Consider the following 12,676-nt stretch of genomic DNA (forward strand, 5'->3'; position numbering starts at 1 on the left):
TCAGTACTGTTCAATACACAGTACCTGAAATATCCATAATATACCACTTGATATTGTTTATTGCAAGGTACTCATTTATATTTACTACCTAAATTTAAAAAACGCACAAATAAAAGCCCTAATAATGTCCTATTATAACTGACCATTATTCGGGCTTTTATTCGATTCGAACCGCTTGCATACAAAACTTCATTCACTCTTTCTCCTCTAAGAACCAACTTCCATTTGTGCCCCTAATAAACTTCGGAATACACCTTTTTTCTCTTTAGCCAATTGATTAAATTCACCTTTTTGGACAATTTCACCTTTTCCTAAGACAATGACTTGATCTGCATTGCGTATAGTTGATAAACGATGCGCAATCACAACAATAGTCATTGTTCCTTTCAATCTTTCTATTGCTGATTGGATTTTCACTTCATTTTCAGCATCTAATGCACTTGTAGCTTCATCTAATACTAAAATCGATGGCTTTCTTAAAATAGCTCGAGCTAATACAAGTCGCTGACGTTCACCACCTGAAAGCCTCACACCACGATCTCCAATCAATGTATCAAGCCCCTTTGGAAGTGTTTGTACAAATTCAGCGGCGGCCGCAAAACTTAATGCATCCCAAATTTCTTCCTCACTTGCATTCGGTTCAATCATCAATAAATTATCCCTTATGCTCGCATTAAATAAGAAAGGATCTTGTGGTACATAACTAATAGCCCGTCTTAATGACAATATATTATCAGTTATAAGTGGCGTACCATCTATTAATACTTGACCTTTTTCTGGCTGGATTAATCCCATTAATACATCAATTAATGTACTTTTTCCTGCCCCAGAATGTCCCACAATGGCCGTCATACTATTTATTGGAATTTGTACATTAATATTTTGAAGTGCGTATAAAGATTCTTGCTTATTATAACGAAAGTGAACATCCTTACACTCAATACCTTGTTCAATACCAATCGGCTTTATATGCTTTTGCTGATGTATATCCTGCATTTCAAACACTTCCTTACATTCCTCTTGCAGCTCCCATAATGACTTAAAAGCAGGAATACTTGCAGCCAGTTGTTCTAAATTTGACTGAATCGTCATAAATCTTGGCCACAGTCTAGAAAAAATGAGAATGATTAATAGTAGTTGAGTGGATTGCGCTTGAAACATACTTACTGATAATAATAAAAAAAATGCAATTAATATAGCCATTGAAACTTTATAAAACAATTGAGAGTTCGATCTTATTCTCATATACTCCATTTGCTCATTACTCATCTTTTCTGCTATAGATTGTAACCAATCTAAACGTGATGATTCCAAAGTATTACTCTTTATCTCTTTAATTCCATTAAAATGATCTGTTATACCAGAAAGATAATCTTTTGCCAATTCTGAGGTCTTACCGCCTAGTATTCGTGCTTTTTTTATAAAAACACGAGAAGCTACCAAGAATAATAAACCAAAGACCAAAACAAATATAGTTATTTGAGGAGATAATAAAAATGCAATCCCCACCTGTATAAATGTAAACAGAATAGCAGCTAACAATTGTAAAATTAAATTAACCCCATAACTTACACGAGCTAATTCTGTAGTTAATATATTTATTAGGTTTGTTTTCCTTTTCTCTAAAAAAAAAACCCACTTTGCTTTTAAAATCATACTATATGTTTCTATTCTTAATTCTCGTACAAAAGCTTGTTGCGTTCTCGCATCCCTTAGCGCTATATTTCTTTGTAGTAAATTTTGACCTAACACTATTAGTATATATATACCTAAAATAAAAGCTAAACTTGTTGTTTTAGGAAAATCCTGCCAAAATCTAGAGACAGGTACAATAAAAGTAGTCTCCTCGCCTAAATTAATTATTCCAGTCATACTTATCATAGGAATTAATAAAATAATACCTATCCCTTCAAGTAAACTGATTAAAACCATACCAAATAAATTCACATACAGTATTTTTCCCGCTGAAGAATATAATTTCTTCATAAAATATATAATATGATTCATCGATGTTCCCCCTATAACAAAGCAAGCTTCTTTGTTTTCCTCCAAAGACATAAAAACGGGCGTAAAGGAAAATATAAAAAATGAAGAAATTTAGGTAACGGTAATGTTTTTGCATCAATTGGATAAGGATATAATTGGCTCATAATATATAAAATCTTTTGCTGATTAGACATTAATGAAAATAAGTGTCGACTATGATAGATAAATACTTCTTCTGGGACAGGTTCGGTATGCAAATTTATCATTTGCTTGAAATAAAACAGCGCCTCTTGAGCTAACTGCTTTGAATGTTTTTTCGCTACTAATTCCATCATCCTTTCATCTAGTCGTATACCTAGCAATTGAGCTGCTAAAATTAATGCTTGTCCTCCTAAATGAAGCATTTGATATTTTCTCATTAACTTATGAATCTCACTCCAATTAAGATCTTGATCGACAATTTTTTTTATATCCACTAACCAGCGTAATCTGGACCAACCATGTCTAGCACCATGAGATACAAGAAACAAAAATAAATCTTCCTCCCCTAACATATATACAGAATTACTCGTAAGGGTACTTTTTCTCTTTCGCTTCCAAAGTTCTTCAAACCCAGGTTCCTTACCCGGTCCGGGATTTAACCTCCAATGAATCTCAAGCTTAATCTGCTTTGTTGGATGAAAAAATGTTATATGATGATGCCTCCATTTCCAATCATTTAATATCGTTTGAATATAATCATCTTTTACGTACCCCTGCTCTAAAAGTAGGATTTCTACTTTTTCTAAATTTTGCATCGGAATTAGAACGTCCAAATCACAGGATGTTCGTAAAGAAATATCCCCATATAAGTCCTGAGATAGTACTGGTCCTTTTAGAAAAATCATACGAATCTCATTTTCATTACATAGTTTATTTATTCGTTCCATTTCAGCACTTAAATAAAGCATGTGAAATGTATTTTTTTTATATTTCCTATTCAAAGTTTGTACAATATGTGAAGGAATTAGTTCCTCATCCACCTGTTTAAATTTTTGATATATCACCGGATAAACGCGATGATGCACAGCTTGCTCAAGAAATACTTCCCAATCAATATCCGAAAACCATTCATTACTGTAAGTTTGCACTGTTTCATCATCTTGTAACTTCAAAATTGCAAAAAGAAGTTTCAATTCCTTAGACATGAACTCTACATTCAGACCAAAATCTTTCTCCATTTTATTCTCCTTTAATAGTGTCCTCACTTAGCCTCTTTGCAAATGATCCAACGACAGTAAATTTCTCCATTCCTTCTGATCCAGTAACATAAAAAGAACCACTCCGTAACCATGCATGCGCAATTAATTCCCCATGATTATCCTTAGCAGTTCCTAAATAAAGAGTACTCTCAATGTGACGTTTTTCGAGCATTTTCATCCCAGCTATAGCTTTAACAAGGCACTGACTTTCCCAAAAAGTATAACGGCTCATAATAGAAATAGCTTCAGACACCTTTTTTAGTGTATCCCCGTGTGGCTGAATTTGAGCAACTGATGTTTCGTTCATGTAATCCCCTAAAGAAGGTGCAACTTTGGAAAAGGTAATACTTTTTAGTACACGCGCCCACCCTAAAAAAATAAAAGCCTCTAAAAGTAAAAGCTTTGTTTCCATGTTCAGCGATAAAAATACCCTTAACCTTTTCACAATATTCATTAATCCCTTCCTAACAGTTTTCTTAACATTACGAATCTATCTATTAGATTGACCTTTTATTTGAATTAAATCTTCTTGAAATAAACACTCTAAAAAGGAAAGAACTTGTTCTTCGCAATCGCTCCGTTCAATGTTGTACTTTGACAACAATGTACTGACAAGTTCGGTAACTATAATTGGAGTTTTTATTAGGTCCCAAATTTCCCCCCCTGTTTCTCCCAAATTATAATATTTCCCTTTCCGAATATTTAACATTACTTTTTCCCCATCCATATCACTCACAATATTCTCTTCACTTTGGACAATCTGACACTTTAGAGAAATTCTCTCTGTATACATCATCTATTACTCCTCCATGTATAGTTTTTAATATAATTGATACGAGCTCATGTGCTGTAAACCTATTATTTGGACGTTTCAAATGAAACATATCTACCTTGTTTATCACACTTGTAGAAGTAGTGAAATGCCACTCTGTCAATTTTAATTGCGTAACTAAAAACTTACGAAACGTGTGAAAAAACAATGTACGCAGCCGTTCAAGTCCTTCCATTCGAATTAATTCAACATTCTCATCCTCTGTTTTCGTTAACTCAATAACACCAGCAAGAGGTAATGGTTCAGAGAAAAAATGAGATTGTACAGGCACAGCATACTTTGTTTCTCGCTCAAACAATGGATTATAACTTGCCGTTCCCATTCCAAAAGCATTCAAACTTTCCGCCCACAATTTTTGTTGCGGATAAGATGGAATCACAATTGGAGTCTTATCTGCTGAAACTGTCACAGCAATTACATCATCACTCAAAAGTGTATATCCTTTACTTAAAAAAGCTGCTGCTAGGGTTGATTTCCCAGCTCCTGAATTACCTAAAATAGCATACACTTTTCCATCAATATTTATTGCACTCCCGTGCAAAGGCAATATTCCTCTCTGCATTAATAAGGCTCCCATACAAATTCCAAGTATATAAAGTCGTATCTTATCTTCACAAGTGTTCCCCATAGGCGAAACAATGATTTGCTTTCCTTCTTGTATAGAAAATATAGCTGTATCAGGAATACGAATCATAACTACGTTTTTATCAACTACAAAATTTTGTTCTGTGTTAGTAAATTCACTCCATTTCTGAAATAAATCAGCAGTTCGTATTATTACTTCCATCGTTTCTTCTTGTTCATTAATTCTAGGTAATTCTGGCAATTGAATTTCACTCAACACTCTTAGCCCAAAAACTTTATACATATTTGTTTTTGTAGTTTTAATCAACTCTCTCACTCCAAATAATTATCAACGTTGTTTTACAAATACCCCTTATACTTCTAGTGTATAAGGGGGATAGGAAACATGAGATCTAATTGCTACTCGATAAATTAACTATAGTGCACTACTTCATCAATATCTGGTTGAACAGCATCCGGTGTTTTAAGTCCCGGTCCAGCCATTGTCATATTAATATCAAGTACTTCCAGTGTAGGAATGGTCCAATCTTTTTTCATGATGTCACCTCCCTTCAAATAATTTTCTTCATAAATCGATATACTATTAAACTACGCATTAAAATTCGAAAATCCAAATCAAATGCATATTCTGGATGGGGTTCTTCTTTAATCTTAGAAATCGCAGTTCTAATAACCTCTATATCCAAGAATTCTGAAATTATAGGATCCTTACTAAGCTGCTCAAGCTCTTCAATAAATCCTCTCCATTGATGCGTCATACGATAAACACCATCAGAACCTTGAACACCTCGAGTAAGTTGATTTAATCTTACCTTATCAGGCAAATAATTTTTGGTTGCTCTTCGAATTAGTGCCCGATCCACACCATTTTGAACGTATTGTTCCTCTGGAACAGCTAAACAAAATTGAACAACCCGTAAATCATTCGTTGGATCTCGATCCCATAAAGAATAGCGCAAAGATAATTTAGATCCGTATGTACCAGTTATGCTCCAATAATATAACTGTTCAAATTGCCTTTTTTTTATTTCATATACATCTGTTATAGAGGTTCCTGTTATATCAACATCATGTTCTAGAAGTTTCTCAAATACATTCATTCTATTTGCAAATTCTGGATTTATTATTTTAGGAAACATAATTTGATTTTTTGATAAAGACATTCGATTCAAAAATGGAAATGTCTTTTTTCTCACCACTGAAAATACTCGCGATTTCTTTACACCAATATTTTTACTATACGAATATAACTCGTGCAAAAAGCGCCGCAATTTCATCTTTTTCAAAAGCATAGCTTGATAATCCAAAGCTGGGCCCCATGACACCGTCCAGTTTCCTCTCTGTCCGTTTAAAAGTACCCCAATCCCTTGTAACCGGGCCTTCTCATAAATTCCCCTAAGCCAAAAAGTGTTCTCGAAGAATTTATATGGCATCTCTAGAATTTCAAGCCACTCATCTATTTCTGATAGAGGACTTCTTCCTGAAAAATCCAAATAATGCTCCTTAATATTCCCTACATGCTGTACAGTTGATTGAATAAAAGGTCGTTCATCAGCCATTCTACTTCTATGCGTCCAATCTACAAAGCCTTTTACTGGCACATAACTATATGTATGTAGTCGTTTATTTGTTGCACTTAAATCTCGTGCAGCAAAGCTAACTACAGAACCCGAATCAAGTCCTCCACTCAAATGGGCCCCTACTTGATGATGAGTACGTAAACGTGATCTTATAGCATTTTGATACACTTCTAAAAACGCTTCTTCATACTCTTCATTTGATTTGAGCTGAAGCCTTTCTCCAGTAATTGGTGTATTGTATCTCGCTAACTGCACTTTCCCATTTTTCACAATTACAGAATGGGAAGGTGGGATTTGCTCAATAGTTTTATATACTGTTGAAGAAGGATCTACCGATTCGAAATTCACAGGTATAGCTAAAAATTCAGCAAACCACTGCTCATTCAATTGTTTTTCAACGTATGGTAGAGTAAATAATGGCTTTATAATAGTACAAAAAGCAAATTTTTCCTCACCACGATAAAAATAAAGCGTCCGGTTTCCCGAAAAATCTCTGGCCCCAAAAAGCATTTGTTTTTTTTCATCCCAAATCATAAAGGCAAAATCGCCTACCAAATATTTTGGAGCCTCTTCTCCCCATTTCTGATAAGAGAGTAAAATTAACTCACTATCTGCCATATTTTTTCGATCTGAATAATCCACTTGTAATTTTTCAAATAACTCATCACGATTATCAATAATCGCATCCGCTGTAATTGTCAATTGCTTTTCATAATTATAAAAGGGTAGTTGTTCACCAACTGACTCTGGTGTAATCCACTGTGCGTGACACCCAAAAAAAATATTTTCTTTGTGCCATATTTGAATATCGTCAGCAGGGTACTTTCGTAAGTCACTCATTAATCGTGTGCCATGTTCAATTGATATAGGTTCATTATTAAAGTGAATAATGCCAGTTATAGCGCTCATTTTCCCCTCCTAATATATAGAAAATTACTACAAATACTATTTACATATTAAATTCGTTAACCCTCCCTCTTTTTCATTCTTTTTTAAGAACGAAATTATTTATTTTATTATTTTCTCAATTACATGCCTTACTTTACTTTTAGACTAATACATAGATATTCAACATCCATAATCCTCTCTTTTTTATGGATTTTAAAACTGATCGCCTAAAAAAATTCATTATAAAGAACAATTTATGGTACGTATACACATCTAATTCCACTTTCACTCACTTTTCTTTTAATTCTTCCATTCTACAGCTTTTAAAATACCTTGAATTACCCTTTGTTGATCTTCTTCTAACATATTAGATCCTGAAGGCAAACAAATTCCGCTTTGAAATAGGTACTGCGACATATCTTCATTTTTGCTATGCGGATAATACTTCTTACCTTTAAAGAGTGGCTGTAAATGCAGTGGCTTCCACATAGGACGTGCTTCAATATTCTCTTCTGCTAAAGTTCTCAATAATTTTCCACTAGAGATCGCGGATTCCTTTTCATCAATTGTCAATGTAGTAAGCCAACGATTCGAGCGGGTATTTTCTAATTCAGGCATAAAATAAAATCCTGGTATGAGAGATAATTCTTTGTAATACCGTTTATATACAGATCTTCTAGCTCTCACCCTGTCTTCTAACACTTCTAATTGTCCTCTTCCAATACCAGCCAATATATTACTCATTCGATAATTATACCCTACCTTACTATGCTCATAATGTAGCGCTGGATCCTTTGCTTGTGTCGCTAAAAATCTCGCCTTTTCTAACGCTTCCACATCATCAGAAACTAGCATTCCGCCGCCTGAAGTTGTAATAATTTTATTTCCATTAAATGAATAAATCCCAAACCTCCCGAATGTACCACTTGCTTTTCCTTTATATGTAGAACCTAAAGATTCTGCTGCATCCTCGATTATAGGAACATCATATTGATTACAAAGCGAAAGAATTTCATCTACCTTAGCACTCTGACCATATAAATGAACAAGAATGACAGCCTTCGGTAATTTCCCTGCTTTATTAGCATCATGCAACGCAAATGCTAGAGCTTGTGGTGACATATTCCATGTTTCCGGTTCTGAGTCAATAAATACCGGTTCAGCTCCCAAATAAACAATCGGATTCGCACTCGCTACAAAAGTGAAACTTGAACAAAATACTGTATCTCCCTTTTGAACGTCTAATAATCGCAAGGCTAAATGAATGGCAGCCGTACCCGAACTAACCGCAGCCCCACCCTTAACTCCTACAAAAGAAGCAAGCTCTCTTTCAAATTCATCTACATTTGGACCAAGAGGTGCAATCCAATTTGAGTCAAAGGCATCTTTAATATATTTTTGTTCATTTCCACTCATGTGTGGAGAGGAAAGATAGATTTTCTCCTTATTTTTTATCATCATTCTTCATCTCCTCTCAATTTACTACATTAATAACTTTGGCTGGAATACCAGCAGCAGTACAATTAGATGGAAAATCATTTATGACAACAGAACCAGCTCCAACAATTGACCACTTACCAATTTGAACACCTGGAATTATAGTAGCTGATGCTCCTATATGTGCCCCCTCTGCTATAGTGACAGAACCTGTAAGCGTAGCATGTGGTGAAATATGAACAAAATCATCAATTATATTATCATGTTCTATTATTGAGCCCGTATTTATTATAGTATGGTTACCGATGAAAGTATCCGCATTAACAACCACATTTGGCATAATTACCGTTCCGTTTCCTATATAAGCATTTGAACTTATAATGGCTGTTTTATGAATTAAAGTAGCATATATGCTACTTTGTTGATTTAATATTTCTGCAATTTCCCTTCTAATTTTATTATTTCCTATAGCAATAACGAGCTTTACATCATTAAAATTATTGATAATTTCCCTTGCATCTGCAATTGCTCCAAAATAAAGATTATCTACAATATTTATACCTGTATACAAATCATCTAAATAACCGACTATTTCATATCCTTTATTTGATAAAATTATATCCCTCACAACCTTGCTATGCCCACCACATCCTATTATTAAAATTTTCATTTTCCCTCCCCCTTTATTTCTATTTTCCCTCCAGTAAATCGCTCCATTGTCACATGCCCTACATGGTTTATTCCCTCTGTTTTAAATACTTTTAATATTGTAAGTACAATTATTTTCAAGTCTAATAAAAAAGAGCGATTCTCCACATACCATACATCCAATTCAAATTTTTCTTCCCAGGTAATCAAATTCCTACCATTTATTTGTGCCCATCCCGTAATTCCCGGTTTTACATTATGCCTTTTAGCCTGTTTACTAGAATATAGGGGTAAGTATTCCATCAATAATGGTCGTGGACCTACTAAACTTAAATCACCTTTTATAACATTTATAAGTTGGGGTAACTCATCTATACTATATTTCCTAAGCTTTTTCCCAAAAGCAGTTAATCTTACTTCATCTGGAAGCCAATATCCATCTCCATTTATTTCATTAGTCATTGTGCGAAACTTATATAAATAAAAAGGAATTCCATTTATTCCCGGTCGTTCTTGTTTAAATAAAATGGGAGAGCCTAATTTTATTCTTACTAATATAGCTACTATACATATAACAATAGAAAATAATAATAATAACAATAAGGATACGCACACATCAAAAAGTCGCTTCATTCACAATCATACTCCTCACATTTTGTTTAAAGTACCTGGACAAACTATTTTCTACTGGTAATTAATTTAGTTTTTTTCCAATAAAAAAGCTAGAATATAAAAACTATTCTAGTCAGAAATTAAGCCAAAGCATTTAAACACAGCTAAGACATCCACGTATTCCCATACTATATTTCCATCTTTACTAGTACCATTTGTATGCGAAGGAGCAGTTTTACCACTAGTACCTCTCACTACAGATTTATAAACATTACCATTAGCATTTATATAACTATTTATCTGATATTCTTTTTCAGCTATCCAAAAATCCCCATTTGCTGTACCAGCAGTTATACAGACCCAACCAATATATCCACCTACTGTTGGGGTATCATTGTACAACAATTCACCACGGCTATAAGTTCCGAAGGTAGGTTCTGATGATACTAAAGAAGATTGTGGAAGATTACCTAATATATTCTTTTCTAATTGGTTGTTCACATTATTTGTAAATGTTATATTAGAATTAATTTTCTTATTATCCTGTATTAGTATAATAGTTTTTGGCATAGGAAATGTTGAATTTTGCTTTCGATATGCACCTTCTATTGTAATATTACCTGTTGTATTTATACCGCTATCATTTTTTGTGATAATCGTATTGTCGCAGAGCTTCAAATAATTTTCTACAAAAACCCTAATAGTATGCAATGCACCGAGAGAAACACCCTTCCCATTCACTTCAAATTTATTATCCGTAATCTCTATTCTAGGTATATAAATAAATGCTACTCCGGCTCCCCTAGCTTCATGAACGGCTAAGCCATAAGGAGCATCCCAAATAATTTGATTTCTACTAAAAACATGTGTAACATACCCTTTGTCTTTCGCCAAGCTCTCGATACCATAAATATCACCACCATCAAATCTAAAAGATTGATTTTTAAAAATAGTTTTCTCAACTCTCATAGATTCAGCAGCCATCATTCGACTATAGTTTGCAGTTCTACCACTATGAATAAACTCGCAATCCTCTACAATTAAATTTTTTGCTCCTATATAATGTCCACCATTACATTCATTTGTCAAAAACTTTACAGAAGAAAATATAGCAGTTTCCGTTTGAGCATAACCAGTTGTCGCTATACTTTTTGCCCTTCTTATATCAAATAAGGAATTTCGTATCTCCAAATACTTACTCCTAAAATCAATAATTCCATCCTTATCAGGATCATCAAAAGTAAATTTACAATTGATTATTTTTACTGTCTCACCGCTTAGAGCAATTGTACTTTTTGAAAAAACACAATTTTCTAAAGTTGTATTCCCTCCAATAATACCGCAATTCTGACCGAATATTGTATCATTTCTAAATGTACAAAATGTTCCATCCGCTTCAATTCCACTAGTTATAGATCTCCCTGTAATTGCACCATAATACATATTATTTACGGAAAAATAGTCATCTCCGCTACCAGATAGATAGACATTTCCTTTCATTTTATTACTCTCTAACTTGATACCTCTAGTACTAATACACACAAACGCTCCAGCTCTATTGTCATATATATCAGAATTTCTAATCGTTATTTTTTGATTATTCATATATCCATCTTCAATATCTATCCCATAACCAGGATTACAACCTATTGATCGATTCATTGCATTACTATTATTGAAAATTTCACACCCATCAAAAGTTATAAATCTTCCACCATTTATTGAAGCACCAAGTCTTCTATTTTTATAAGATTTACACCCAAAGAAATATACATATTGTGGAATTTTAGCACACATTACATAGTGCAAATTACTATTCATTAAGTCGAAATTTTGCAAAAAGGAAAATCTTACTTTTGTAGTACCAATCGGTAATGAATCTAAATATACAAATTCATAAGATCTAGTATTTCTATACCCTAAATATGAACCATTACCCGCATAAAAATGTACTTTTATAGCAACTTTATTTAAATTACATCCACTTCCATACCCACCATAGCCATCCCCAGAATAGTAAAAATACCCAACAGATTTCACTATGTCTCCAGTAATATCAAAAAATTTAACTACTGTTGTATAATTAACTTTAGTAATGTCTAAATTCCCTTTGCTATCAATGTCACCTTTTGCGAAGTGATCCGGATGTGACATTCCGCCTATCGCTGAAAAATCCATAGATGTTACCAATCCATCCCCAGTACACTCACTAACTTCGCAATTTTTTACAGAAATGTTATAACATGAGTTTTTACATTCAATCCCATGCCCCCACTCATGTGTACCCCCACTTGAATAATCATGATTTTCTCTATCTCCTTTAACTGTTGCACCTATTATTTCTACATTTTTTATTCCATCACATAGCAATATATTATATTTTGTAAGATTATTAGCTTCTTTCTCAAATATACATTCATACAATCTATACGTTGTATTACTACAAAATTTCACAGAAGAAGCTTTCTCTATAAGATATTTCCCTTTTGGTAAAACCACTATTTGAAAACCTTCTTTATTCGCCCATAAGAATGCATCATTTAATCCCTGTGTCGTCTTTACAGCTGCTGTACCATCATTATTTATTCCCCAACGTTCTAGTTCAACAGTATAAATAGTCAATTATTTCACCTATCTTCACTGGCTTATATAAACGATTACCAAAATTAGCATTTGTATTTATGTTAATTTTGGTAAAACCATGAAATATACGCACAAACAATCTACTATTATCAGTTGAAAGAACAAGTTCATTTCGGCTTAATACATTTAATTCTTTTCGTATTTTACTGATAACTTGATTTTTTCTCATGATTTAAAACATACCTCCATTCTTAATAGAAGTATATTCACTTAACCTAATAACG

General features: G+C 33.4%; 11 protein-coding genes. All 11 read right to left on the reverse strand.

Going from position 1 to position 12,676, the window contains the following annotated elements:
* Positions 1–207: 207 nt before the first annotated feature.
* The 11 genes from ACTFNE_RS11785 to ACTFNE_RS11835 all read right to left on the reverse strand — a co-directional run bounded on the left by ACTFNE_RS11785 (position 208) and on the right by ACTFNE_RS11835 (position 12,431).
* A complete protein-coding gene (locus ACTFNE_RS11785) occupies positions 208–2,007 on the reverse strand; it encodes an ABC transporter ATP-binding protein (RefSeq protein WP_046198987.1) in 1,800 nt (599 codons plus the stop codon).
* 11 nt (positions 2,008–2,018) lie between these two features.
* A complete protein-coding gene (locus ACTFNE_RS11790) occupies positions 2,019–3,206 on the reverse strand; it encodes a nucleotidyltransferase domain-containing protein (RefSeq protein WP_001989479.1) in 1,188 nt (395 codons plus the stop codon).
* 1 nt (position 3,207) lies between these two features.
* On the reverse strand, positions 3,208–3,681 hold the full coding sequence (locus ACTFNE_RS11795; protein ID WP_046198988.1) for a lasso peptide biosynthesis B2 protein: 474 nt from the start codon (positions 3,679–3,681) through the stop codon (positions 3,208–3,210).
* A gap of 36 nt (positions 3,682–3,717) precedes the next feature.
* A complete protein-coding gene (locus ACTFNE_RS11800; RefSeq protein WP_270705998.1) occupies positions 3,718–4,023 on the reverse strand; it encodes a lasso peptide biosynthesis PqqD family chaperone in 306 nt (101 codons plus the stop codon).
* A complete protein-coding gene (locus ACTFNE_RS11805; protein ID WP_242276399.1) occupies positions 3,974–4,951 on the reverse strand; it encodes an aldolase in 978 nt (325 codons plus the stop codon). Before ACTFNE_RS11805 ends, ACTFNE_RS11800 begins: the two co-directional genes overlap by 50 nt.
* Before the next feature lie 104 nt (positions 4,952–5,055).
* Positions 5,056–5,181 carry a paeninodin family lasso peptide gene (locus tag ACTFNE_RS11810; RefSeq protein WP_000711188.1) on the reverse strand — a complete coding sequence of 42 codons (126 nt, stop codon included), beginning with the start codon at positions 5,179–5,181 and terminating at the stop codon, positions 5,056–5,058.
* A gap of 14 nt (positions 5,182–5,195) precedes the next feature.
* On the reverse strand, positions 5,196–7,133 hold the full coding sequence (locus ACTFNE_RS11815; RefSeq protein ID WP_046198990.1) for a lasso peptide isopeptide bond-forming cyclase: 1,938 nt from the start codon (positions 7,131–7,133) through the stop codon (positions 5,196–5,198).
* 279 nt (positions 7,134–7,412) lie between these two features.
* Positions 7,413–8,570: an aminotransferase class I/II-fold pyridoxal phosphate-dependent enzyme gene (locus ACTFNE_RS11820; RefSeq protein WP_270706003.1), complete on the reverse strand. Its 1,158-nt coding sequence runs from the start codon at positions 8,568–8,570 to the stop codon at positions 7,413–7,415.
* Between the two features lie 16 nt (positions 8,571–8,586).
* A complete protein-coding gene (locus ACTFNE_RS11825) occupies positions 8,587–9,219 on the reverse strand; it encodes an acetyltransferase (RefSeq protein ID WP_000697621.1) in 633 nt (210 codons plus the stop codon).
* Positions 9,216–9,830 (reverse strand): sugar transferase, encoded by a 615-nt coding sequence (locus tag ACTFNE_RS11830; RefSeq protein ID WP_270705997.1) that lies wholly within the window; start codon positions 9,828–9,830, stop codon positions 9,216–9,218. Before ACTFNE_RS11830 ends, ACTFNE_RS11825 begins: the two co-directional genes overlap by 4 nt.
* Positions 9,831–9,938: 108 nt before the next feature.
* Positions 9,939–12,431 carry a right-handed parallel beta-helix repeat-containing protein gene (locus ACTFNE_RS11835; protein WP_270705996.1) on the reverse strand — a complete coding sequence of 831 codons (2,493 nt, stop codon included), beginning with the start codon at positions 12,429–12,431 and terminating at the stop codon, positions 9,939–9,941.
* Between the last annotated feature and the right edge of the window lie 245 nt (positions 12,432–12,676).

The organism is Bacillus cereus group sp. MYBKT111-2 (assembly GCF_051915205.1).
Classification (GTDB): Bacteria; Bacillota; Bacilli; order Bacillales; family Bacillaceae_G; genus Bacillus_A; species Bacillus_A paranthracis.

Coding starts and splice junctions, on each gene's coding strand:
- ACTFNE_RS11785 (WP_046198987.1), bottom strand. CDS start 2,007: ATGAATCATATTATATATTTTATGAAGAAATTATATTCTTCAGCGGGA.
- ACTFNE_RS11790 (WP_001989479.1), bottom strand. CDS start 3,206: ATGGAGAAAGATTTTGGTCTGAATGTAGAGTTCATGTCTAAGGAATTG.
- ACTFNE_RS11795 (WP_046198988.1), bottom strand. CDS start 3,681: ATGAATATTGTGAAAAGGTTAAGGGTATTTTTATCGCTGAACATGGAA.
- ACTFNE_RS11800 (WP_270705998.1), bottom strand. CDS start 4,023: ATGATGTATACAGAGAGAATTTCTCTAAAGTGTCAGATTGTCCAAAGT.
- ACTFNE_RS11810 (WP_000711188.1), bottom strand. CDS start 5,181: ATGAAAAAAGATTGGACCATTCCTACACTGGAAGTACTTGATATTAAT.
- ACTFNE_RS11815 (WP_046198990.1), bottom strand. CDS start 7,133: ATGAGCGCTATAACTGGCATTATTCACTTTAATAATGAACCTATATCA.
- ACTFNE_RS11820 (WP_270706003.1), bottom strand. CDS start 8,570: ATGATAAAAAATAAGGAGAAAATCTATCTTTCCTCTCCACACATGAGT.
- ACTFNE_RS11825 (WP_000697621.1), bottom strand. CDS start 9,219: ATGAAAATTTTAATAATAGGATGTGGTGGGCATAGCAAGGTTGTGAGG.
- ACTFNE_RS11830 (WP_270705997.1), bottom strand. CDS start 9,830: ATGAAGCGACTTTTTGATGTGTGCGTATCCTTATTGTTATTATTATTA.